The organism is Pseudoduganella dura (genome assembly GCF_009727155.1).
GTDB classification, from domain to species: Bacteria; Pseudomonadota; Gammaproteobacteria; order Burkholderiales; family Burkholderiaceae_D; genus Rugamonas; species Rugamonas dura.
Map to the genome: position 1 here is coordinate 5,861,164 of NZ_WNWM01000002.1, position 25,673 is coordinate 5,886,836.

The 25,673-nt window shown below is 61.2% G+C and carries 14 protein-coding genes; 9 read left to right on the forward strand and 5 right to left on the reverse strand.

Annotated features, from left to right (window positions below):
• Positions 1 to 57: 57 nt before the first annotated feature.
• Complete coding sequence (locus tag GJV26_RS25605; RefSeq protein ID WP_155711448.1) at positions 58 to 849, reverse strand: SDR family NAD(P)-dependent oxidoreductase; 792 nt, start codon at positions 847 to 849, stop codon at positions 58 to 60.
• Between the two features lie 200 nt (positions 850 to 1,049).
• Here GJV26_RS25605 and GJV26_RS30770 point away from each other — a divergent pair, with 200 nt between their 5' ends.
• Together GJV26_RS30770 and GJV26_RS25615 are read left to right on the forward strand one after the other, a co-directional pair.
• The gene (locus GJV26_RS30770; protein WP_155711449.1) at positions 1,050 to 4,004 is read left to right on the forward strand and encodes a sensor histidine kinase; all 2,955 of its coding nucleotides are present in this window, start codon (positions 1,050 to 1,052) and stop codon (positions 4,002 to 4,004) included.
• 45 nt (positions 4,005 to 4,049) lie between these two features.
• Positions 4,050 to 4,676, forward strand: a complete 627-nt coding sequence (locus GJV26_RS25615; protein WP_229419450.1) for a response regulator — start codon at positions 4,050 to 4,052, stop codon at positions 4,674 to 4,676.
• A 75-nt stretch (positions 4,677 to 4,751) separates the two neighbouring features.
• Here the strand turns inward: GJV26_RS25615 and GJV26_RS25620 are convergent, their stop codons facing one another.
• The gene (locus GJV26_RS25620) at positions 4,752 to 5,693 is read right to left on the reverse strand and encodes an alpha/beta fold hydrolase (protein WP_155711450.1); all 942 of its coding nucleotides are present in this window, start codon (positions 5,691 to 5,693) and stop codon (positions 4,752 to 4,754) included.
• A 303-nt stretch (positions 5,694 to 5,996) separates the two neighbouring features.
• On the opposite strand from GJV26_RS25620, the gene GJV26_RS25625 reads away from it, so the two are divergent.
• The 7 genes from GJV26_RS25625 to GJV26_RS25655 all read left to right on the forward strand — a co-directional run bounded on the left by GJV26_RS25625 (position 5,997) and on the right by GJV26_RS25655 (position 19,883).
• Positions 5,997 to 8,225, forward strand: coding sequence for an AAA family ATPase (locus GJV26_RS25625; protein WP_155711451.1), 2,229 nt, complete (start codon positions 5,997 to 5,999; stop codon positions 8,223 to 8,225).
• 175 nt (positions 8,226 to 8,400) lie between these two features.
• Positions 8,401 to 12,225 (forward strand): NACHT domain-containing protein, encoded by a 3,825-nt coding sequence (locus GJV26_RS25630; protein ID WP_216643164.1) that lies wholly within the window; start codon positions 8,401 to 8,403, stop codon positions 12,223 to 12,225.
• Between the two features lie 427 nt (positions 12,226 to 12,652).
• On the forward strand, positions 12,653 to 15,478 hold the full coding sequence (locus tag GJV26_RS25635; protein ID WP_216643165.1) for a TonB-dependent receptor: 2,826 nt from the start codon (positions 12,653 to 12,655) through the stop codon (positions 15,476 to 15,478).
• Positions 15,479 to 15,571: 93 nt separating this feature from the next.
• Positions 15,572 to 17,113 (forward strand): tryptophan halogenase family protein, encoded by a 1,542-nt coding sequence (locus GJV26_RS25640; RefSeq protein WP_155711452.1) that lies wholly within the window; start codon positions 15,572 to 15,574, stop codon positions 17,111 to 17,113.
• A gap of 25 nt (positions 17,114 to 17,138) precedes the next feature.
• Positions 17,139 to 17,873 (forward strand): SapC family protein, encoded by a 735-nt coding sequence (locus GJV26_RS25645; protein WP_173346270.1) that lies wholly within the window; start codon positions 17,139 to 17,141, stop codon positions 17,871 to 17,873.
• A 20-nt stretch (positions 17,874 to 17,893) separates the two neighbouring features.
• A complete protein-coding gene (locus GJV26_RS25650; RefSeq protein WP_155711454.1) occupies positions 17,894 to 18,697 on the forward strand; it encodes a DUF6445 family protein in 804 nt (267 codons plus the stop codon).
• 127 nt (positions 18,698 to 18,824) lie between these two features.
• Positions 18,825 to 19,883, forward strand: coding sequence for a glycosyltransferase family 4 protein (locus tag GJV26_RS25655; protein WP_155711455.1), 1,059 nt, complete (start codon positions 18,825 to 18,827; stop codon positions 19,881 to 19,883).
• Between the two features lie 81 nt (positions 19,884 to 19,964).
• Here the strand turns inward: GJV26_RS25655 and GJV26_RS25660 are convergent, their stop codons facing one another.
• The 3 genes from GJV26_RS25660 to GJV26_RS25670 form a co-directional block, all read right to left on the reverse strand.
• Positions 19,965 to 22,589 carry a TonB-dependent receptor gene (locus GJV26_RS25660; RefSeq protein WP_173346271.1) on the reverse strand — a complete coding sequence of 875 codons (2,625 nt, stop codon included), beginning with the start codon at positions 22,587 to 22,589 and terminating at the stop codon, positions 19,965 to 19,967.
• 570 nt (positions 22,590 to 23,159) lie between these two features.
• Positions 23,160 to 24,476: a cyanophycinase gene (locus tag GJV26_RS25665; protein WP_155711457.1), complete on the reverse strand. Its 1,317-nt coding sequence runs from the start codon at positions 24,474 to 24,476 to the stop codon at positions 23,160 to 23,162.
• Positions 24,473 to 25,099: a hypothetical protein gene (locus GJV26_RS25670; RefSeq protein ID WP_155711458.1), complete on the reverse strand. Its 627-nt coding sequence runs from the start codon at positions 25,097 to 25,099 to the stop codon at positions 24,473 to 24,475. Before GJV26_RS25670 ends, GJV26_RS25665 begins: the two co-directional genes overlap by 4 nt.
• Positions 25,100 to 25,673 lie beyond the last annotated feature (574 nt).

Sequence of the window (25,673 nt, forward strand, 5' to 3'; positions counted from 1 at the left end):
GGGGTTAAGCAGAAAACGTCGGTTCCGTGACAGGAGAATCCACGACCCGACCGCGTATCAGAAGGCACTCCTGATGACCCCGCCATCCACGCGCAACGCTGCCCCCGTGGTCGCGGCCGACAGCGGGCTCGCCACATAAGTCACGAGCGAAGCGACCTCCTGCGGCGTTCCAAAGCGCTTGATGAGCGATGTCGGCCGCACGCTCTCGAAGAACTCCGCTTCGATCTGCTCGAAACTCTTGTCGTTCGCGCGGGCCATGTCCTGTACGAAGGTGCTGACGCCACGCGATTTCGTCGGGCCGGGCAGCACGCTGTTGACCGTGATACCGGTGCCCGCGACCGCTTCCGCCAGCCGGCGCGAGACCGCAAGCTGCGCGGTCTTGCTCATGCCGTAGTGGATCATCTCGGTCGGTATCTGCACCGCGCTTTCGCTGGAGATGAAAACGATCCGCCCCCAGTTCGCCCGCTTCATCCCCGGGAGTACCAGGCGCGCCAGCCGCACGCCGCTGAGCACGTTGACGTCGAAAAAGCGCTGCCAATCCTCGTCCGGAATGTCTTCGAAGGCCTTCGGCTCGAAGATGCCCAGGTTGTTGACGAGAATGTCGATGCCGGGATGACGTTGCACCACGCTCATGGCGGCTTCGGGCTGGCTCAGGTCCGCGGCATGGCCGAAGACCGTACCGTTCGTCTCTGCCCGAATGCGATCGACGGCATCGTCGACGCCCGATCGCGTCCTGCCGCTGACGATGACGCTGGCGCCTTCCCGGGCCAGCGTTGCCGCGATCGCGTAGCCGATGCCAGCGGTACTGCCGCTGACCAGTGCCAGTTTCCCGCCAAGCTGCAAGTCCATATGACTCTCCTTCGATGCGCGCAGCTGTCGTTGCGCAGTGCATGGGTGGCCGGGATCGATGGAAGATCGTATCCGGTCGTCGAACACACAGGATAAGCAGCCGTTGTCGACCACTGAATACACTATCGGGTAACAAATTTCTATACAATCGCCGGTAGATTTATTGCCGAATTGATAAATACAGGGATGGGGGAACGCTCGTGCTCGGCTATTGCCGCGCAGGCCTGGCCTGCTGGCTTGTTCTGCTCTGTGTCGCGCTGCCCCGGGGTTGCCTGGCGCTGGACGCTTTCACACCGGTCATCGACCTGCATCACACCAGCTGGAGCACGCGCGACGGTGCGCCCGAGTCGATCATTTCGATCACACAAACCGCGGATGGCTGGTTATGGCTGGGCGGCGCGGCCGGATTGTTCCGCTTCGACGGCACCCGGTTCGAACCGTTCGTGCCCGCGAATGCCGCATTGCCGACCAAATACGTCAGCATCGTCAACGCGGCGCCGGACGGCGGGCTGTGGGTGGGTTACCGCACCGGAGGGGCCAGCTATCTGCGGCAGGGGCTGATACGTAATTACGGCGTACGGGACGGACTGCCGAACCGCACGGTATGGGGGCTGGAACAGGATGGTACTGGCCGCATGTGGGCCGCGACGGTGGTCGGCCTGTATTACCTCGAACGCGGCCGCTGGCACAAGCCTGCGAGCTCATGGCAACTGCCGGACGGCGCTTACAAGACACTGATGCGGGACCGGTCCGGCATCCTGTGGGCGCAGGGAGACGCGGGCGTCTGCCTGCTCAAGCCGGGCGCGGAAAGGTTTGACCGGGTGGCCGTCGAACGCGGTACCGGCGTGCTGTTCGAGCTCCCGGACGGCAATGTCGTCAGCTGGGATGCCATTCATGCCCGTCTCCGCCTGCTGACAGGCGCACGGCCCGGGGTGCGCTATGCGAAATGGGGCAGCCTGGGCGATCCCAGCAGCCTGCTGGTCGATCGGCGCGGAAACATGTGGGTCGGGCTGCTGGAGGGCCTTGAATATCGTACCGCCAGGGGCATCTCACGCGCGATGCCGCCGCAGGGCTTGAGCGGGCGGGCAGTGGGCGCGATCTTCGAAGATCGCGAGGGAAATATCTGGACGTCCACCTCCACCGGCATCGACCGGTTCCGTTCCAGGCGCGTGACCAGGCTGGATCTTCCCGCCCAGGCCATCGGTGGCGCGATGCTTGCCGATGACCGTGGCGGGGTCTGGGTCGGCGCCTATCATGTACTCGCCGATGAGGCAGGCAAGGTGAAGGTGGCACCCCGCCGCGAGATGGCCGGGGGCGGCTTGAAAAACCTGCTGACCAGCCTGGCCCATACCAGCGATGGCGCGATGTGGGGCGCCTCGCTGTGGACGTTGCGCAGGTTCCAGGGTTCGGACAGCCGGCCGGTGGCGCTGCCAGCCGCCCTCGAAGGGGCAATGATCAACGCCGTGCTGGAAGAGCGTGACGGCAGCGTGCTGGTGGCGCTCGACCGCGAGGGCCTGTATCGCCGCACGATGGCGGGGCAATGGGAAATGGCGGGGCCGCAGGTCGAAGTCAATGTCATGAGCCGCTCGGACGCCACCGGGCTGTGGACCGGATTTCATCCAGGGCTCGTGGCACAGGCACAAGGCCGGACCTGGCGCACCTACGGTCCGGCCGAAGGGCTGACGCTGGGCATGGTCATGGCGCTGCACCCGCACGGCCGGCACCTGTGGGCGGGGGGCGAGAGAGGGGTGGCATTTTTTGCGGCAGACCGGTTTACCCGGCTCATCGGCATCGATGGCGAGACGTTCCATGGCGTCTCCGGCATCGTCGAACTGGAAAATGGCGACCTGTGGCTGAACGCCTTTGCCGCCCTGTTCCACGTCCCGGCCGCCGAGGTACGCAAGTTCATCGCGTTGCCCGAATACCGTGTCCAGTATGAGCGGCTCGACCAGCTGGATGGACTGGAGGGCAGTGCGCCCTATCTGAGACCGTCGCCTTCGCTGGTGTCCGCATCCGACGGGCGGCTCTGGATCGCCCGCTCCACCGGGGTATTCCGCCTGGATCCGGCCGCGCCGCCGCCCGCCACGCCGGGCCAGTCCGTCACGATCAAGGCGCTCGGCCTGCCCGGCGCTCCCAGCCTGCCGCACCCGCACCTGCGCTTCGCGCCGGGCAGCTCGGCGCTGCAGATCGATTACACGCGCCTGGCGCTGGCCATGCCGGAACGCCTGCGCTTCCGGTATCGCCTCGAGGAAGTCGACGATGCCTGGCGGGATGCGGGGACCCGCCGCAGCGCCTACTACAGCAACCTCGCGCCGGGTGATTACCACTTCAGTGTCGCGGCGACGGACTACGACGGCAAGTGGTCGGGCACGCCTGCCACGGTGCGGTTTTCGATCGCACCGAAGGCAACCCAGACCTGGTGGTTCAGGGCGCTGTGCGGGCTCGTGGTGCTCTCGCTGGCAGTGGTCGCCTATCGACTGCGGATTGCCCGCCTGGGCAGGCAGATGGCGGCCCGCTTGCACGAACGCATCAACGAACGCGAACGCATCGCCCGCGAGCTGCACGACACCCTGCTGCAGTCCGTGCAGGGGCTGGTGTTCCACGTGCATGCGGCGGTATTGAAACTCCCGGCCGGAACGGCCGCGCGGCTGCAGATCGAAAGCGCACTGCGGCGTGCCGACGAGGTGCTCAGCGAGGGGCGCAGCCGGATTTGCGAGTTGCGCGGGGAGGACGTCGGCAAGCTCGGTTTCGGGGACGCGGTGCTGGCCGCGGCGGCGCGACTGCAGCAAGGCGACGGCTGTCCCGTGCGCCTGGCGATATCCGGCGACGTTCGCCAGCTCGAGGCATTGATCCACAGGGAAGCGCTGGCGATCGTTACCGAGGCGCTGGCCAACGCATGCCTGCATGCGAGGGCTGGCGCGATCGCCATCGAACTTCATTACGGCAGGCGCGAATTCCGCTGTATTCTCTCGGACGACGGCATCGGCATCTCCGCCACGGTCCTGCATGACGGCGGCCGCGAGAACCACTGGGGCATGCGCGGGATGTACGAGTGCGCCGCCAGGATCGATGCCAGGTTGGCAGTGCGCAGCAGCGAAGGGTCCGGCACCACGTGGCAGCTGGACGTTCCCGCCGCATTGGCATACGCCAGGTAGTGAATACGCCGCGCCGCCGGTGCCGCGCAAAGGAGAACTCTAGTCATGGAGAGCGACCACATCAGCGTCATGATCGCCGACGATCATCCCCTGCTGCGCAGCGGGATTACGGCGGTGTTGACGGCCAACCCCAGGTTCTCGGTGGTGTGCCAGGCGGAAGATGGCATCAGCGCCGTCGAGCTGCATCGCCGCTGGCGCCCCGATGTCACCCTGATGGATTTGCAGATGCCGGGAATGAACGGCATCGAGGCGACGCGCACGATCCGCCAACTCGACCCCGAGGCCCGCGTGGTCATCCTGACGACGTTCGCCGGCGACGTGCAGGTGACGCGTGCGCTGAAGGCCGGTGCGGTGGGCTACCTGCTGAAGAACACGGCACCCGAGGCCCTGGGCGACTGCATCGTCTCCGTCCACGCCGGCCGGCGGGCGTTGCCGCCGGTCGTGGCAGCCAGCCTGGTGGACAGCTTCCAGCTCGACGCGTTGAGCAAGCGCGAGGTCGAAGTGCTGCGCCTGGTCAGCGGTGGCAATTCGAACCAGCGCGTGGCGGCCCAGCTGGGCTTGCGCGAGGATACGATCAAGGCCCATATGAAGGCGATCCTGCAGAAGCTCGATGCGCGCGACCGTACCCATGCCGTGATGATCGCGATACGGCGCGGGTATTGGGAAAACTGAAGGGAAAACCGACGGGAAAACCGATGGGAGAACCGAGGCGGCGACCGGGAGACGGGCCGGCGCCCCGACGCTGCCTTACCGGATGAACGCCAGCAGGGCAGGGATCGTCCGGTCGGTCGCTTCTTCCATCAGCCAGTGGCCGGACCCTTGCAAGACCTGGCCGTCGACGTTCTCCGCCACCAGTTTCACCTGGTTGACGAGAAAATCGCTGCCGGACTTTTCGCCGGCCAGCACGAGGACGGGCATCGTCAGCTTCGTCTTGCCCAGCTCGGCGAACTGCTCGGCATCCCTGGGAAACGCCTTGAAGTACTCGAAGCCCGCATGCACGCCGCCGGGCTGTGCATATGCCGCGGCGTACAGCTTGCGGTCCCCTTCCGGAATCGAGCGTTTCGGGTCGGCCGCGAAATCGTTCCAGAAGTGCTCGAAGTAGATCCGTTCGCGGCCTTGCACGAGGCGCTCCGGCGTCGTGCCGTAGAAGTGGAAGTGCCACAGGTCGCGCAGCAGGAACATGTCCTTCCAGTTGCCGATGCCGGGCAGGAAAGCGTCCATCAGGGCCACCTTGCGGGTGTCGGCCGGGTACTGCGCGGCATACGCATAGGCGACCATCATGCCGATGTCGTGGCCAACGACGACAGCCGGTTCGTTCGTCACGCCTTTCACGAGATCGTGGATATCCTTCGCCAAGTTCGTCTTTTCGTAGCCGCCCGCCGCCTTGGCCGAGGCGCCGGTGCCGCGCAGGTCGGGCACGATCACGGTGTGGCTTTGCGCCAGCCGGGCCATGATGGGCGTCCACATGTGGCCCGTCTGCGTGTAGCCGTGCAGCAGCACGACGGGCGTTCCCTTGCCGCCGATGCGGTAGTGGATGGTCGTGCCGTTGACCTGCGCGGTCTTGCCGGCGAACCCGGGCGGATTGCCGGCAGGAGCCGCGCTGGCCTGCACGGCCACGGCCAGGAGGCCGGCGAAGCACCATTGAAACAGGCGCCGCGCGATCGTGTGGGGAATTCTTGCTGTGCTCATGGTTCTGCTCCTGGTGTAGGGGGAGCCACCAGCTTAGGATGCAATGCCCACGGTTCGCATGCCCTCCGGGGGGTATCCGTAGTCTTTCGAAAGGAGGAGACGATATCGCACTAAATTGAAGCGGAGCCTATTAGCAAGTTGCATCTCTATAGCATGTCCCTGCGGTCATGCCGCCGTGCAGCCCTGGGTCGGCCCTTCTAATTGTTGCAAACGTGCAGCAACCAAAAAGGCCAATAACTAATAAAATACTTGTGGCAAAAATTTCAATGTAGGATTTACCTTTTCCTCAATGACACATGTGCGATGATTGACACACTCGAAATTGACCAAGTGGCAATTTATGCCAGTCGCCAGACCATGTCTAGGCTCAAGGAGGTTAACTTTATCTTCGGAGCTAACGGCGCCGGCAAGACAACCATTGGGAGAGTGGTGGCAGATAGGTCCCTGCATGAGCACGAGAACTGTTCGATCGTCTGGCGCGATGGAATCGAGATGCAGCCGCTTGTGTACAACCGAGACTTCGTGGACGCAAACTTCAACACGGAAGGCAGTTTAAAGGGCATCTTCACCCTTGGCGAAAAGGACATCGCTAACGAGCTTGCAGTCAAGACGAAAAAGGAAGAGGTTGACCGCTACGCCAACGAAATTGCCCAGCGCACGAGCACTCTCGGCGACCCGGCACATAGATCTGGAAAATTCGGTGAGCTGGCCGCATTGGAGGCCGATTTTAAGGAGCGGTGCTGGGCGCAAAAACGCAAACACGATGAGGCCTTTTCGGAGGCGTTCACTGGCGTCAGAAATGACGCGGCCAAGTTCAAGGAGCGTCTTCTTCAACAACTCCAATCAAACGTTGCCGATGCGCAGACACTTGAATACCTGACTAAGCGCGCGGCCACGGTGTTGGGCGTGAAGCCGCAGCTGCAGGCCAAACTCCCTACGTTGGATTTCGCCGACATCGTCGCTTTGGAGGCAGCTCCTATCCTCATGAAAAGAGTAGTTGGCAAAGAGGACGTGGACATCGCCGAGATGATTTACCGGCTAGGACACAGCGATTGGGTCAAAGCTGGACAAGCGCACTATGAAACCAGCGCCCCTAAGTGCCCGTTCTGCCAGCAGACGGCGCCTGAAGGGCTGACTGCAAGCCTTACGAGCTATTTCGACGAGACCTTTGAGCAGGACACCAAAGCAGTCGCGGACCTGCAGGCGACATACGGCCGCGAAGACAAGTCGCTTTTGTTGGCCTTGAATGCGATTAAGGAATCAACGTCAATTTTCTTGGACAAGGCAACGTTCATGCGCGAGCAGATCACGATCGAGGCCAAGCTTCGTACTAACTCCCTCATTTTAGCCAACAAGCGCAAAGAGCCAAGTGCGCCTCAAAAGCTTGAATCGCTCGCGGAACCATTGGCGCTAGTCCTTGACCTGGTCAAAGCGGCTAACACGAAAGTGGCGGAGCATAATCGCATTGTAGACAGCATTAGCGCAGAGAGGACGAAGCTTGTCGCACAAATATGGCGCTACATTCTCGACGACGTGAAAGTCGATCTCGAGGTTTATCAGCGCAAAAAAGCAGGCCTTTCGGCAGCGATCGAAAGCCTGAAAAGCCAGATTAAAACAGCCGAGGGGGCCAAGGCGAGTGCGGAGCGCGAATTGCGCGAGCTTGAAAAAAAGATTTCCACTGTCCAGCCTACGGTCGACGCCATCAACGACCTGCTCAAATCGTTTGGGTTCAAGACGTTTGCGCTGGCGAAGGCTGGCGACCAACCCCATTATAAACTCGTGCGTGACGACGGAAAGGACGCGAGGCATTCTTTGAGCGAGGGCGAAAGGTCTTTCGTCACTTTTCTCTACTTTTACCACCTGATCAAGGGCAGCGACAACGATAGCGGCGCGGCGCGGGACCGCGTCGTCGTGTTCGACGATCCCGTGTCAAGCATGGATAGCGATGTGCTCTTCATTGTGAGCAGTCTCATTCGTGCGCTTTTCGACGATATGAAGAACGGTCAAGGCTACGTCAAGCAGGTGTTTGTCTTGACCCACAACGTCTATTTTCACAAGGAGGTTTGCTTCATGAGCCCTCAGCGCAAGGTCGGAGCGAAAGGCGACAAACGCGCCGAGCGCAATCTCGGCCGTAGCTACTGGGTCGTGCGCAAATCGCCGACCGGGCCGCTGCTCGAACGCTTTGACGATAATCCTATCAAGACATCATACGAGCTGCTGTGGGACGAGGTACGTAGGGACCAGCGGAATCCCTTGACGATCCAGAACACTATGAGGAGGATCTTGGAACACTACTTCAGGATTCTTGGCGGTGTAGACTTCGACGACCTCTGCGAGAAGTTTGATGGCAGAGAAAAGCTGGTGTGCCGTTCGCTGCTTTCGTGGGTGAACGATGGCTCCCATTTCTCCCACGACGACGCGCACTTCGCGTTTGGCCCGAACGCAATTGACGACCAAGTGGCCATATTTAAAAAGATCTTCGAGCGGGCTGAGCATTTGCCGCATTACGAGATGATGATGGCTAAGAAGTGAAGTTCAGAGCCACTGCACCTGCAGTCCAGCCAAGAAACCGTGATAGGCCTGGCGGACAGGATCGCGATTCGAAAGAGATGAAATGATGGGTAGCGATAAGAGCGCAAAACGGATGACGGGTGGCAGCGCTGCAGAACGCGGGCTAGATTTCCAAGCGCGAGTAAGTGCAATCGTAATGGCAAACCTGCTGACAGAACGGCCCATAGGCTGGCTTGAAGGGGTACTGGACGACACGCCGCTGGAGCTGCACGCTGAAACGGGCGGGCCTGGCGACGATGTACGCTTCTCGACTAAGGGCGGAAGGCATGTGGAACTGCAGGCCAAGCGGGGGTTGCAACGTGGGGATGACCTCTGGTGCGCTCTGACGGATCTGTCAAAAGGCATTTCTGACGGCACGATCGACGCGGGGATCTTAGCTGTGTGCCCGAACAGTAGTGGCACGATCCGTGAAAACTTGGCTGAGGACATTGTGCGGCTGGGCACTGGGCGAGCTGACGGGCTGCGCGAGATTGGCGACGCTTGGGTGAGGTTGCTTTCGTCATTGTCCTTGGACGCGACCCTGGTATGCAGACACTTGCGTATCGTCGTCGTCAGCGCAGTTGATGGGAACCGTGAAGCGGAGGTCACGGCTAGCGAGCGCCTTAGCCGCGTCATCGAGGATCCGGGAACTGCGTGGCCGGTGCTTGTGGAGTATGGGCGACTTCTGATACGCAGGAGAGAACGGTCGAGACCAGAAGACATCTACCAAACCTTGTCGCTCGCCCACGTTAAGTTAAAGACGACCGAAGTTGATACGCGCGTGCAGTTAACCGCAGCAATGCACCAATGGCTGCGTCGAACCTACGCCAACATGACTGTCATCGGCGTACATAGCCAAGTTTCCTTCGATAAGTGTTGGATCGAGCTGGACGCACAAGCGATGGACGAGGCCTCGACCGAACAGGAAGACCTTGACAAGGCGCTTCGCCGTTACCATGAATATGGTGGTGGCCGCAGCAGCGCATCTTCTTTCGATTCCGCGACCATCGCCCGTTTCGTCAGAAAATGCGTGGTCGTCGGCGGCCCCGGGATGGGCAAGTCTACGCTCCTCAAGAAGCTAGCCTTGGACTACTCAGCTGACGGATTTCTGACGCTCCTCGTGCGCCTGCCGCAGGTGGTTGCGCTTCTCATTCGCGAAGGGCGCCGCTTTGAGGAATGCTTAATGGAGGTCGCGCTCAGCGGCTCGGGCTTCCGAATACCAGTCGTTTCGCTGGAAGGGTCCGTCATCCTGTGCGATGCATTGGACGAGTGCGGGAGTCAGCAGCCGCTGGTGACCGCTAAGTTGCACGCTTTCACTGTTGCACATCCACGCGCCCGCGTCGTGGTAACGAGTCGGCCCATCGGATATCGCCCAGGCGAACTGGCAGGATGGCGACACTATGAGCTTCAACCGCTGAACGACATGGCGGCCGAGAAGGCAGTCTCCAAAGTAATCGAGGCGATTCCGTTTTCTGATGGAGCGCTACGGTCACGCGCTACGAAGCAAGCCATCGCCCAACTTGGCGCGAAGACCATCAAGGGAGCTGCGGCAAGGAGTCCTCTGATGATTACGCTGGTTGCTGCACTTTCGATCAAGGGCGTTGATCCAGGGCTTGGCAAGGGGACCATGTATCGCAATTTTTTTCAGTTGCTGCAGAATCATCCGCCGACCCGTCTTACCGAACGATCACCAAGCGAGCCGGAAAGGAACAGATTTTTGGATATGCTCGGCTGGTGTCTTCTATCACAAGGCAATGAACCGGCCGAACGGATCCTTTCGCAATGCGCGCGTTGGTGGAGTGAAGAGACGGGGCAATCCGCCTTCGTTAGCGAAACAAAAATTGCTGAGTGCCTGGAATATTGGGAGTGTCTAGGCGTCGTCGAACGCGTACGTACACACACACTGGAGGCGATCACTTTCGTTCACAAGACCTTCGGGGAGTTTGCGGCCGCGCGACACATCTCCAAGGGCTTTCTTGAAGTGCAACGGGAGAACATTGCGCGCGCGATCCAGACACCAGACTGGAAGGAAACCTTATCGTTCGCGAGCCACCTCGGCCTTACGTCGCTGATCCTCAAAGTCTGGACCGAGCTGGCGGAGAGTGGTGAAACCAAGGCTATCAGCAGCCTCGACGACGCGGTCGAGTTAGTGATCCAGGCGGGAATGCCGCTGGCGAGCGATGCCCTTGCGAGCTTTGCGCAATGTTGTTGGCGCGCCGTTGAGAATACAGCGTCGCGAGTGCGTTACGTCGCAGGAGAAGCTCTTTGCCTGGTGTCCAAAGACCATTGGAGCGTAATAGAGGAAGCGACGCTGGCAAGGCTGGAGTCATCCGACGGGTGGAGCCGACTAGTCGCTTGGGCATCCTTATGCGTCAGCAACGACCAAAAAATGGCGATTACCACGCTCACTGAAGCAATACCGAGGCTTGTCGATTCTCGACCAACCGATTCTCACCTAGGCGGCTTCTCCCTTCAGCCGAGCGGGAACGGCGTGTGGCAGCACTTAGTGCTTGGTGCGGCTCGGCGCGTCCTCATCGCTCTACCAGATCCAAAGGCGGTGCAGATACTCAATGAGCTCATTGGCGATGCTAAAGGCCTGAGTGTAAGTACCGTCGGCAAGTTGAGAACTCTGTTCAAGCATGCCGGACTGGAGCTTAGCAGATTGTTAGACGAAACATTTTCAGGAACCATGACTCACTGGGCGTCGGACCGCGAAGCCTTGAACCGTGAGGCCGCCTATTTGCTTGAGCTCATCGACGATCCTTTGATCGCGAGCGATGAAGCAGACCTCTGCGAACCAAGTCTCAGCCTTGAACTTGGCGCGTGCATGACGGTAATTTGCTATCGAGAAATGCCACTCGAGGACAACCCTAGTAGTACATCGTCGGCAAAGATAACTGCGGCTAGACGTCGCGTCATCCACGCGCTCGCTCGGAGCGCTGGCCTAGACCACGCCCAGCTAGTAAGACAGGCACGTTCGATGAAGAGAATGGTCCTCGACGACGTAGAGAACGAAAGATTTGGGCTATTCGACCTTCTGAGGGTCGACGCGGAGGTTGACCAAGACCATTCCCTTGTCGACAGCGCATTTATCCATGAACTGGAGGACCTTGTTCTTGGCCCAAGCGAGCTTTTTGCGTGGAATGCGGCTCAAGTGCTATATACAACGCACAACTGTCGGGAATTTCCAGATGCAGTCAAACGCCTAATCAGCCGCGGGCAGGGCAAGTCGCTCCGGATATCCGCCGCACTGGCTAGTCATTTGCCGGATGGAGGGGGACAACGACTTATGCTGGATCGCCTACTATACGGTGAAATTACTCCAGGCTGCCGCTATTTATACCAAAGTCTGACGGCCCCCTACGGTGCCGATCACCTTGAAGTTGTTCGAAGGGGCCTCACCGGGAACTCCGTCCATGCTGCCACGGCAGCTGCCGAATTGAGTAAAGAGTTTTGCTTGGACAGCGCATTGGCAAACGAGTTGAGGAACTATTTTGAGCAATGGAAGGGCAAAGAAGAGCCGTATTCTAAAGGCGGTCGTGTCGTCCCGGAGAGCCCTCGCGACGAGCTAGCTAAGATTCTGGCTCCAGCGTTCGCGCAGGACCACGACTTCCTCATTGCACTTCTGGCCGACGATCGATCCAGCGTACAAGGTGCGGCACGTGAACATGCTCTAGCTGAAGCGGCGAGCTCAGCTCTCTTGCGTTCAAGACTTTTGGAAGGCGTCGAAATGAAACGGTTGCCGGCAGGGCTTCTCCGCACAGCTGTTCTCAGAGGCCTATATATGGGGGACGAGGCACCCGCAATCGTCCGCTTTCTCTACAGTGAAGATGCTCGCTTGCGGTACGCGGCGTTGCCAATCCTTGACGTGAAATATCTCAAGCAAGAGCAGGTGCGTGATGAGTCCAAGCGACTTCTGACGGACAACGAGTTGGACATTAGGGAGGGAGCAAGCCGAGCTCTGCATTGCCTGACGTTGTAAGGCTTCCTCGTAGGAGTTATTCTCAAATCGCACTAACAGCGCTCCCTTCTATGTAGTAAAACTAAGCCCATGACCCTCGGGGCCTAGTTTTTTGCCTATAGAAGACATGTGAACGTTATCCCGAAGCATACCTTTCATGACTATGACACGGCCAGTAAAGCATAGCTTGCCATGGAGTCATGTATTGCGGGGCGTTACTCAGGTGGTATTTAACACAACACGCAACAAAAAGAAATGTGCTGTACCAAAACTACATCACGCATCATATTTCCGTTTCTTAAATTCTCAGCATTGACATACCATCGTTGTCACCGGCAGCAGGCGTGCACACGCCTGCGGAGACAACCGTCGGCCTGCTCTGCTCGCGCTTCCACAGCGCGAGAGCCTTCCCCCATACAACATAACAATCAAGGAGTAGAGGAGCACAATGAGAAAAAATAGAAACGTTTCCAATATCGTGTTGGCCTTCACGGCGATGCTGACCGCCGCGCAGAACAGCGCAGCCCAGGAAGCCCCGCCCGCGGGGCCCGGCGATGGCGCAAATGCCAGCGCAACGGCCAGCACCAGCACCGTGGTGGTCAAGGGCATCCGGCGCAGCCTGATCAACTCGCTCGACACCAAGCGTGAAGGCAACGGCATCGTCGACGCCATTTCGGCGGAAGACATCGGCAAGTTCCCCGACCAGAACCTGGCCGAATCCCTGCAGCGCATCACCGGTGTCTCGATCGACCGCTCTGGCGGCGAGGGGAAACAGGTCACGGTGCGCGGCTTCGGACCCGACTTCAATACCGTGCTGGTCAACGGCCGCCAGGTGGCCTCCGAGAACGAGAACCGCGCCTTCAATTTCGATACCGTCTCGGCCGACCTGGTCAACAGCATCAACGTCTTCAAGACTGGCACGGCGACCCAGCAGTCGGGTGGCATTGGCTCGACCATCAACATCACCACCGCCCGGCCCTTGAGCCTGGGCGGATTCAAGGTGGCCGGCTCGGTCAAGGCGCTGCACGACGATAATCGCGGCGAGACCACGCCCGAATACTCGCTGCTGGTCAGCGATACCTTCGCCCAGGGCAAGTTCGGCGCGCTGCTGGCGGTCTCGCGCAAGAAGGCGAAGACGCGCCTGAACCAGGCGCAAACCGATGGCTGGCTGACCAATGCGGGCATTCCGGGCGCCGAACTGAATGGCGGAGCGGGATTCGCGGGCCCGGTATTCTCACCTCGCAACTACGACACCAAGGTAACGTTCGAAGAGCGCACCCGCACCAATGCCAACCTGGTCCTGCAATACCGGCCATCGAGCGCCCTGACGCTGACGGCCGACGCGCTGTATTCCGACTTCGATATCAAGACCGATGCAACGTCATACGGCCACTGGTTCACCGCGCCGAACGTGCAGCGCGCCCGCACCGATGCCAACGGCACCATCACCGACCTGTACCAGGAGGTGGGGCTGGCAACGGACTTCCATGCCAAGAAATTCGACCGTCTCACCAACACGAAGTCGTTCGGCCTGCAGGCCGACTGGAAGATCTCGAACAAGCTCAATGTCGTCTTCGACGCGTGGAAATCGGATGCGACGCGCGAGCCCAACAACGGCGGCGGCGACCAGCTTTCACTGATCGGCTACAAGAACCGCGCAAGGTTCCAGTCCGATGCGGCCACGCTGCCCTGGGTGAGCGAATTCGCCGGGCCGGCAACCGGGCTGGTGTACGAAAACGATGCGCAGGGCCGGCCGGTCACCCATTCCGTGTCGAATTATCTCGACCCGGCCAACGCCCGGGCGCACGTGATGCTGCGCCGTGGCTGGGCCGTCGACGACGCGGTGCGCCAGTACAAGGTCGATGGCGTCTGGAAGGAGGGCAGCGGCGACGGACTGGTCTCCGCCCGCTTCGGCCTGCAGCGCTCGCAGGAGACCAAGGCACTGACCCGGTGGGACAACGAAGGCGTCGGTATTCACTGCACGTATTGCGGCTACGGGGACTTCCCGGCCATTCCGGCCGGCACCCTCAGCGTGTTCAACGCCGGCAGCGACTTCCTGAGTGGCGTCAGCGGCAGTGGCCGCACGCCGGCTTCCTGGCTGCGCCATGACGGGGAAAAGCAGTTCGCTTTCGTCGAGCAGCAGAGCGGGAAGAACTTCGACGCCGTGGTGCGTGACAACTCCTATGCGGTCGAGGAGAAAACCACCTCGGCCTATCTGGAACTGGCGTTCGCCGGCACGCTGGCCGACAGACCGGTGCGGGTTACCACGGGCGCGCGGCTGGAACACACCGACATCAACGTCTCGGGTACCCAGGGCAATATCGAGCGGCTGAACGTGCTCGATGCCACGGAGCTCAGCGCCGTGTACGGCGCCAAGTCGGCCATCAACGTCAGCAACTCGTACTATTCGGTGTTGCCCAACCTCAGCGCGACCATCGAATTGACGGACACGCTGGTGGCGCGCGTGGCGGCCTACCGCTCGCTGACGCGACCGCGCCTGGACGATTTGTCGCCCGCCACCAACATCGTCACGACGCGCCCCGGCACGCTGACCGCTTCCTCCGGCGATCCCACGCTGAAGCCCTTCGAGTCGAACAACCTCGACCTGTCGCTGGAGTGGTATTACAAGCCGGCCAGCTATGTCTCGGGCGGATTCTTCTGGAAAGACGTCAGCAATTTCATCGTTTCCAGCAACACCACGCGTCAGTTCGACACCAGTACCGGCGTGCTGACCGACCCCAGCACGGGTAGCGACAGGCTCAAGCCCGATCCGGCCGATGGCCCGGCCGTGTTCACGTTGACCCGGCCCAGCAATGGGCCATCCGCAGTGGTGCATGGCTTCGAACTGGCCGTGCAGCACACGTTCGACAACGGCCTGGGCTTCATCGTCAACGGCACCATCGTGCGTAGCGACTCCAACCTGAATCCGGGCGACATCAACCAGAAGTTCGCCGTGACCGGCATCAGCGATTCGGCCAACGTCGTCGGCTTCTATGAACGGGGGCCTTACCAGCTGCGCCTGGCCTACAACTGGCGCGACAAGTTCCTGCAATCGCTCACCCAGCAGAACGGCGACGGCGTGACCCAGGTGGCGGCCTATGGCCAGTGGGACCTGAGCGGCAGCTACGAGGTGTCGAAGAACCTGTCAGTGGTGTTCGAAGCAACCAACCTGAACGAAGCGGTGGTCAAGAAATATGGCCGCTACACCAACCAGTTCCTGCTGGCGGAGGATTCCGGCCGCCGATTCGCGCTCGGACTGATCGCCAAGTTCTAGGTAGAGAGGAGGGGCGCCGGAAGCAGGCCAAAAGCGCGCCGGCGCCCTTCGGTATGCAACCGTCTCATTGCCAATCATTGATAACAGGCAGACATGAACCAGCAAATCAAAAACATCGTCATCGTCGGCGGCGGCGCGGCCGGCTGGATCACGGCGGGGCGCATCGCGGCCCGGCATGCCGGGGAGGACAGCGGCATCACCGTCACCCTCGTCGAGTCGCCGTCCATCGGTCCGATCGGGGTGGGCGAGGGCACCTGGCCCACCATGCGCAGCACGCTGATGAAAATGGGAATTTCGGAAACGGACTTCATGCGCGAATGCGAGGCGACGTTCAAGCAGGGCGCCAAGTTCGCACGCTGGGTCGACGGCAGTGCCGACGACTATTACTACCATCCGCTGATGCTGCCGCAGGGCTTTGGCCAGCTGGACCTGGCACCTTACTGGCAAACGGCCTGCTCCGGCCGCTCGTTCTCCGATACCGTGTGCGCGCAGGAGCAGGTCTGCGAACACGGGCTGGCGCCGAAGATGATCACCACGCCGGAATACGCTTCGGTGGCCAACTACGCCTACCACCTCGACGCCGGCAAATTCGTCGCCTTCCTGACGCGCCATTGCACGGCCAGGCTGGGGGTGACGCAGATCCTGGGCGATGTGACCACCGTCAGGAGCGCGCCCAATGGCGATATCGCGGCCATCGTCACCGCGCAGCAGGGCGAGATCGCGGGCGACCTGTTCATCGACTGCACCGGTTTTTCCTCCCTCCTGCTGGGCAAGCACCTGGAAGTGCCTTTCGTCGACCGGGGCGACGTGCTGTTCATCGACAAGGCCATCGCCGCCCAGGTGCCGTACGAGCGCGAGGACGCGCCGATCGCCTCGCACACCATCTCCACGGGCCAGGCGGCCGGCTGGATCTGGGATATCGGGCTGGTGACACGGCGCGGGATCGGTTACGTGTATTCCAGCCGGCACACGAGCGACGACGAGGCGGAAGCCGCGCTGCGCGCGTATATCGGGCCGGCCGGCAAGACGGTCGGCACGCGCAGCATTCCGATCCGCTCCGGCCATCGCCGGCTGTTCTGGAAAAACAACTGCGTGGCCGTCGGCCTGGCGGCCGGATTCCTGGAGCCGCTGGAAGCGTCGGCGCTGGTGCTGGTCGAACTGTCGGCGGACATGCTTGCCGAGCAGTTGCCCGCCACCCGCGACACCATGGACATCACCGCCCGCCGCTTCAACGACACCTTCTTATATCGCTGGGACAGGATCATCGATTTCCTGAAGCTGCATTACATCCTCAGCAAGCGCACCGACAATGCCTTCTGGACGGACAACCGGGCGCCCGAAACCATTCCGGACAGCCTGAAGGACCTGATGCGGCTGTGGCGCTACCGCCCGCCCGGCAATTGCGACTTCACCAGCAATAACGAGGTATTCCCGGCCGCCAGTTACCAGTATGTGCTGTATGGCATGGGCTTCAGGACGGACCCGGACTTCCTGCGGCCGTCGGCCAGCGAGCGGCACGCGGCGCAGGAACACCTGTCGCAGAACAGCGCGGCCGTCAGGAAGGCGCTGAAAATGCTGCCGGCCCATCGCGACCTGATCGCCAGGATTCATGCCTACGGCCTGCCGACGGTGTAGGCCCACAAGAACAGAGGACACACGCATGGCACATCTTGTTTCACTGGATAATACGGCGCATCGGCAGATCCGCGTCGACAAAGGGCGGGTGGAAGCGGCGGGCGCGGCACTGAACATGGTGCCGGTGGTGTTGAGCGAGTTCCTGAAACTCGTCGTCCAGTACCCGATCGCATTCACCAAGGACAAGGACACCGGCCGCTTCGCCTGCGTCGCGCTGTTCGGCTTTCACGACAGCGAAAACCTGTTCGTCGACGATGGACGGTGGGACGCCATCTATGTGCCGCTGCAGGTCTCGCGCCAGCCGTTTTTCCTCGCGCAGGCCGGCAACCCGGCTACCGAGGACGAGCACTTCGTCGTGTGCATCGACATCGAGCACGCCAGCATCGGTGCCGGCGGCGAGCGCATCTTCGACACCGATGGCCAGGAAACGCCCTGCCTGGAAGAGGCCAATGGGCGCCTGGCCGAACTGCTGAACGGCGAGGAACCCACACGGCAATTCATCGACGCGCTGGTCCACCTCAAGCTGCTGGTGCCAATGCAGCTCGAGATCACGTTCGGGAATGGGGAAACGACCCAGGTCCAGGGCCTGTACACGATCGACGATGCCCGCCTGAAGCAGCTCGATGGGGGTGCGATTGCCAGGCTGCACGCACAGGGCTTTCTCGGCCCGCTCCACACCATGCTGGCGTCGCTCGGCCACGTCTACGCGATGATCGACCGGCGCAACAAGCGCCTGGCGCGCGCGGAGGTGCGCCCATGAATGCGCCCATGAATGCGCCCATGAATGCGGCCCTGGATGCGGCCCTGGATGCGGGGCCGATGGCACCGATATTCGCGCTGCGCCCGTCCCCCGTACATCAGGTACTTCTCGTCGGGGCCGAGCGGGAGCCCGTGCTGGTCGTCGACGACCTGTTGCTCGATCCCGAAGCGATCGTGCGCTGGGCGGAAACCGGCGCGGCGTTCCAGCGCCGGGAAGGGGATTTTTATCCGGGCGTGCGCAAGCCCCTGGACATGGCGTATGCGAGCGCGCTGCATATGCACTTGCGCAAGCTCCTGCTTGCCACCTTCGGCGCGGCGGGCGATGCCGCATCGACTCCGCCAATCACGCCGCTGTCGTGCGTGCTGTCGCTGGCGACGACGCCGCAGGAAGCGCTGCGCCCGATCCAGAGCGTGCCCCATTTCGACAGTGTCGAGCGCAACCGGATCGCCAGCGTGCATTACCTGTGCGATCAACGGTTCGGCGGCACCTCGTTCTACCGCCATCGCAGTACAGGTTTCGAAAGCATGGACGCGCAGCGTATCGTCGACTATGCGCCATGCCTGAAGCAGGAAGTGATGCGGGAAGCAAAGCGCGATCCTGCGCGTGGCTTCACCTACATCCGCGGGGATACGGCACTCTTCGAGCGCACGGCAAGGGTCGACGCCAAGTTCAACCGCGCCGTCTTCTACCGCAGCAGCCTGCTGCACTCCGGCGACATCGCGGTCGACGCTGGGCTGTCGTCCGAGCCGCGCAGGGGGCGCCTGACCGCCAACACGCTGCTGGAGATCGGCGCAGCCGGGTCGCTTGCGCAACCGGCGCCCTGAGATGACATCAGCAAGTCATCGCCTTCTTCGTAAAGCCGGGTAAGTCCAGGTAAAGTTGCCGGTCCCGGCGGCCACGGACCCGGTTGCATCGCGTACATTCGCCCGATCGAATCAATGGTTGCCGCGAATGCCCCCACGCCTGCTGATCACCCTGGACTCCATGCGCCACGAAAATACCGGCCTGCACGCCTTCGGCCGCAGCCTCGGACTCGAGCTTGTCCGGCAGGGCGCGCGTGATTTCGACCTGGCTGCCTACCTGCACCCGAAGAAGGTTGGCTGCCTCGGCAAGGAAATCGCCTACCTGCGCCGCCGCAAGTACCACAGCTGGTACTTCCCGCGCAAAAGCCAGTACGACATCGTTCACTTCTCCGACCAGTACTGCCGCTTCGGCCCGGAGCGCGTGCATGGCCGCACGGTGCTGACCGTGCACGACCTGAACCAGGTGCATGAACTGCCGGCCGGCCACCCCAGGCGCGAACGCCGCATGGCTAACATGGCGCGCAAGATCGCCGGCGCCGATCGCGTGGTGGCGATCTCCAGCTTCGTGCAGGGCGATATCCTGCGCTTCTTCCCGCAGGCGCGGGAAAAGATCTCGGTCATCCACAACGGCGCCGATGCCGGCTGCGTGCCCGAGGGGCACCGGCCATCCCACGTGCCACCGGGCCCCTTTCTCTTCACATTGGGGCGGGTCTGCCCGAAAAAGAATTTCCACGTGCTGGTGCCGCTGCTGCGTGGCAGCGACCGCACGCTCGTGATATCGGGACCCGTCGAGGAAGACTACCGCCGCAAGATCCTCGCCGACGCCGCCCGCTTCGGCGTTGCCGGCCGCGTCGCGATCACCGGACCGGTAAGCCAAGCCGACAAGGACTGGTACTACGCGCACTGCGAGGCGTTCCTGTTCCCGTCGCTGGCGGAGGGTTTCGGGCTACCCGTGATCGAAGCCATGCACCACGGCCGCCCCGTGTTCCTGTCGCGTTTCACCAGCCTGCCCGAAGTGGGCGGTGCCGCCGCCTGCTACTTCGATCATTTCGACCCGGAGCACATGGAGCAGGTGCTTGCCACCGGCCTGGCACATTTCGCCCGCGCGGGCGGCGCGGAACGGGCACGCACGCACGCGGCGCGGTTTACCTGGCAACGGTCGGCCGCCGCCTACCTCGACCTGTACCGTATGTGCCTGGAGCGATGAACCCTGCAACGATGCCCGCTCGAATGCGCAGGTGTCGCGCCTGCTGTCCTGCGAAGCGACAGCCCGGCCGGCCCGGTGCGGCTATTTGAACGCGTAAGCCAGCGCAGTATAGAACTGGCGCCCGCGCGGATCGGTATAACTGGGATCGTAACCGACCGAAAAACTGAACAACTGGTTCGAGCGCGGGGGATTCTTGTCGAGCAGGTTCCGGATGCCGGCACGCAGTTTCAGTCCGGCCGAGATCTGATACCCGCCGGTCAGGTCGAGCAGGGAGTAGTCATCGACGCGATGGATCGACCCGTCGGCCAGCAGGTTCTGGTCGCGATAACCGCTCAGGTAGGTTTGCTGCAAGGTCAGGCTGAGCGGGCCGCGGTCGTAGTCCAGGCTCACCGTATGGCGCCAGCGCTGGACGATCTGGTCGTTGGTGTAGACGCCCAGCGCGCTGAGCTCGGGGCCGTCGGCCGTCTCGCGCGTCTTGTAGTCGAACACATAGGTGCCGTTGAGTGTCACGGCAAACTTGCCCAGGCCGGTGGCCGGCAGGCGCCAGTTGATGCCCAGGTCGGCGCCCGAGGTTTCCAGCGCGCCGATATTGCGCAGCCGCGAATCGATGGACAGGATCGGTCCCGGGATGCCAGGCAGGGCAGGGTCGGGCTCGCCGCGGATGATGTAGGCGGCGTTGCGCACCGGGTCGGTGAAGTACGAGCCTTCCGGCGAGACGATCACATCGGTTTTCTTGATGCGCCAGTAGTCCAGTGTCGCGGTCATGTCGCGATGCGGTTCGAGCACCAGGCCCAGGGAAAACTGCTTCGACTCCTCCGGACGCAGCGACGGCGAGCCGCCCCTGAGCTTGTCCGGTTGCAGGCCGCAGTAGTCCGGATTCTCGGTGTTGTCGATCGCACCGACCCTTATGCAGCCGAGCGGGTCGTTGTAGATGCCGTTGGCCTGGCCCAGCCGCACCGGGCTGTACAGGTCGGCTAGGGACGGCGCGCGAAAGCCCGTGCCATACGAGCCGCGCACCACCACCTGCTTCATCGGATTCCAGCGCACGCCGATCTTGGGATTGGTTGTCGAGCCCACGTCGTTGTAGCGGTCATGGCGCAGCGCCAGTTGCGCCTCCAGGCTCGCCAGCAACGGCAGGTTGAACTCGGCATACACGGCCTTGACGTTGCGTCCGCCCGAAAACGGCGTCGCCGTGCCTTCGCCGCGGATTTCCCCTGCGGCCAGCAGCGCCGACGGCGTGAACGCCATCTTTTCGCGCCGGTATTCGGCGCCGAGCGCAATGGCGGCATTGCCGCCAGCCATCCCGAACAGGTCGCGCGTGGCCTTGATGTCGAACGAGTCGGTGGTGCCGCGCGAGTGGCGCGCCAGGTCGTTGACTTTGGCCGCGGCCAGCAATGCCAGCCCTTCCGGACCGGACGGCCCGAAAGGATTGATCTTGCCGGACGCGAAGGCATCATCGAACAGCGTGGTCTCGACATAGCCATCGGCATACCTGTCGTCGACCTTGTTGACGCTGTGATTGAGCGCCACGTCGTAGTCCCAGCCCAGCGAGATGCCCTTGGCGCCAAGCACCATGCGCGTGGCCGTCGCCTCGATCTCGTTGGTGCGCGGTCCACCTTCGGTCAGGCGCATATTGACGTTGAGCGGGGTTATATTGTCCGTCACCAGCGCATGCGGATAGTACTGCCCGGTCAGCGGATAAATCGAACCGGAGATCGTCAATGCACTGATGCGGTAAGTGGTCGACGTTTCGTTGACGAGCAGTTCGCCGTACAAGGTCGTGTCCTTGTCGAGCGCAAACTGGCCCCGGGTGAGCAGTGACACGCGCTTCGAATCCGGGAAGAGTTCGGTGTCCTGCATGTAGTCGTACATGCAGGCAGCGGGGCCGACGAAGCTCTCCGGCGCGTAGACGGTTGCCGGCGGATTGCAGGCCGGTGCGCTCGGATTCATCCGGGGGCCGGTGGCCGTGGTGCCATTGGCGCGCGTGCGGCGGAAATTGGCGGGAAACGTATTCGAACTGCCCGAATCGAGGTTGATATCGGGCTGGAACGCCGAACCGATCCAGCTGCGCTGCGACGAGCGCAGGCTGCTTGTATCCTGGTAATCGAGCACGCCCAGTACGTTGTAGCGATCGGTCGCCAGGTTGCCGATGCCGCCCGATAAGGTTGCCATTGCCTTGCGCGCGCCGCCATGCTGGGTGTCGGCGTAGTAGGCGCTGGCGTCGGCGCCTTCGTAATTGCGGCGCGTAATGAAGTTGATCACGCCGCCGATCGCATCGGTGCCATAAATGGCCGAAGCGCCGTCCTTGAGCACTTCGACCCGGTCGATCGCCGCCGACGGGATCGCGTTCAGGTCGACGCCGGCGTTGCCGCCTGGCGAGGCAAAGTTGGCCAGGCGCCGGCCATTGAGCAATACCAGCGTCGACGAAACGCCGATGCCGCGCAGGTTGGCGCCGTTGAAACCGCGCTGTCCGGCAATGTCGCTGAAACTGGCGCCATCGGTCAGCGCGGCCGTGTTGGCGGACACTTTCGACAGCAGTTCGGCTGCCGTGGTGACGCCGCTTTTCTCGATCTCGGCACGGGTAATCAATTGCACCGGCAACGCCGTTTCGGCATTGAGGCGCTTGATCGAAGACCCGGTGATTTCGACTTTCTGGATCGGTTGTGTTTCCTGCGCGGCGGCCGGGAAGGCCGGCAAGGCCAGCAAGCCGGCAGTGGCCGTGATACAAAAGGCGCGCGATACATGGATGGCGATACGCGTGGGAACCGGACGGTTCCCGTGCTGATATGGTATGCAATTTCCCCAGGTGACTTGGTTCGTCAATTTTTTACGGTTCTTTTCAGTGCCCGAATGACACGGCGTCGCCGTCGAATGTCGTGAAGGTTGGCGCCATGCCGCTCTCGTGATCGCGTTTCGAGCCGAAGAATTAAAATTGACAAGGCTGTTACGCGTATCTTGCTTTCACACTAACGCGGGCTTGCCCATCGATCAATGAATTCTGTATCAGCTCTTGCATATCGCCTGCAATGTGTAAAAAATCATACGTTTTTCGGAGCAATACGATCCTGGGCGTGGGGGCAGACCGCCGGCTCTGGGCAGCCCCTAAATGGTTTGGCGCTTCGATTGGTGGCGCACGGCTGCTGCCTCCGGAATTCCAGCCGCCAGCGGTGTGACAGCAGGTTTCGCCAGCGACGAGGTCGGAAGCGCGTTCATTTGCGATACGAATGCTGCAGGCGGTATAGTGCACCGCTTCCAATTCGGTCGCGCCTGCGGCTCTCAGTACCAGTCTGCGGGGAATAACATGCCCGATGTGACGTCCATGTATTTGTACAGCGGCACGCCTGTCCAGTCGGTAATATTGAAAACCCGATTCGAATCCGCCAGCTTTCTTACCTCAACCGTGGAGACTGTCAGGGGGGTCTTGGGTCTGCATACACTCGGCGGGACCGAAGGACGAACAAAATAGACAGCGCTTTCCGTCGTGGTGGACGCGTTGGTGACTCGTCTTGCCGTGACCGGTTTCCCATTGCCGTTTCCCTGAACCAGCAATGCGGTCTCGACACCGATACCTATGCCGCGCGCGGTCGCATTGCCGCTGGACGATGCGGGAAGTACCCCGCCGATGCAGCCGAAGGTCCCGCCCGGTGTTGCGGTCGGCGCCACGATCCTCGACAGGAATGCGATAAAGCGGCCCATCCGGTCGCGACTGTCGAAATGCGAATCGAAAATCATGCTTGCCAATGCCGGCGGTGCGATGAAGCCGCCCTGCAAGCTCAACGGGTTTGGATCGAAAGTTATATCCTTGTAATAAGGATCGAGCATCGAATCTTCCGACGTGGCGGATTTGTACAGGGCGGAGTAATCGAACTGACCGAGCACTGCCAGGCCGGCGCTGGTCCCGCCGACTGGCACGTTTCTCTTCATCAAGGCCAGTAAAGTCTGTTCAAGCGCCGTGCCTTTCCAGAACCGGATGTAATGGCTCTGGTCGCCACCTGCGATGAACACGACATTGGCCCTGGCCAGGATGGCATTGACGGCTTTATTGTTGGCCGCTTTTACACTTGGAATCACGAGTGTTTCCACCGACGTGAGGCCCAGCGAGGCGCCGCCCACCCACAAATCGGCGATCGTGCTGGATGTCGACAACGTCTCGTCGCTGTAGAAAATATAGGGATTATAGGCCTCCGTTCCGGTTGCCCGGATGACGACGAATCGCCCTCCCGTACCTGGTCCGATGCCGGCCCGCTGGATCAGCCATCGAAAAGCGGGATCCACGTCGGGGCCACCACCCATCAGTACGAACGATGGCGAGGGAAGGGTGGTTGGTGCGGTTACCGTGGCATTGACATCGCCCGTTGAAAAATAAGAATAGAGCGGTATCGGTTGCGCCGGTTCGAATGTTGCCTCCGCAAATACCGGAGCTGCAAGAAAAGCCGATGCCACGGCAAGCACGGCCTTTGCATGGTATGAAAAAAGCCGGGTCAGCAACAGGTAGAAAAATCGTGCATTCATTTTCCAGGCTCCAGTAACGATCGCTTGATGATTGGCTATTCTTCGGGAATAACTGCTGGAGAAACCACGTCCGGCAATCATGAAAATACCCGTTGTTGTGAACGGCGCGGCATGCTGGAGCTCGCCAAAAGGAGCAAACCGCCCAGCACCATCGCAATGGCAGGCGGCTCGGGCACTTGGGCAATGCCGAAAGTCAGCGTGCCGTGATTCCACATACCCTCGGGTTCATCGAAAGCGAGATCCTTGAAGCCATCGTGAAATTCGAGGCGCAGGATACCGTCGGCACCCACTGTAAAAACCTGTCCCAGTACGCGCAAATCCTGGAATCCGGCGTAATCCACCGTGCCGTCGAAATCGTCGCCATTACCGGGCGTAAAGGTAACTCCCCTGCCCAGGATATCGGTGAACGTAATTTTCATTTCGGACAGGTAGCTGCCGGCGTAAGCCGTGGCATTGACGTCCCACGCGAGACTCGTTATCGACGCTCCGGCCCCCACGTGGAAATCCTGGATAACATTACTCGCGGCGCCTCTCTCGTCATAATTCGGGATGCCCGAAATATCCACCATTAGCTGGGACATTGCAGCTTGCTGGGCGGCCGGATAATCCGTGCCGACTGGCGCAGCTTGCGCCGTCCCAAAAATTATTGCTGTACCGACCATCAAGAGAACAGGGGTGCGCCGCGCATAATGTGCGTTCTTCATGATAATTTTTCCCTTAAAAAATACTACTGTATGCAGGAAAACTGGCCGATGGGAACAATCATTTCGGGATCCGAAGAGCCTGGTGACTACCCGTCAAACGGTACGAAGCGATTGTATAACCAACTCCTGGCTTGAAATCATTAACTGACAAGAAATTTAGGTGTTGGATTACTGGCGAGAAAACAATATGTTGAAGTCGATAAAAAATGTTTTGACAAGAGATAAATCGTTGCCGATGGCATGCTGGTGGGTCGACACTGGCGTACGGCGTTGCCGATTCGGTTTGGGTCGATAAAATTCGTCGTGAAAGATTGATCGGCAAGGCGGTTTGCAACGCAGTCCGGTTCACGAAGAGGAAGGGCAGGGCAAAATCGCGGCCATTTGGATATTGGCATATCGGCTACCGCGAGATGACCGGCGTCGGTCCACGACAGGACAGTCTTCGCCGCCTCGAGCGCTGCGGAAAACGATCGGTTGGTTAGAAATGAGTCACACAGCATATCCCGGTGTTGCAGACAGCCTACTCGGCAGGCCGCCCTCTTCATGTAAGATTTGCAACACGACTGCGTCGAGG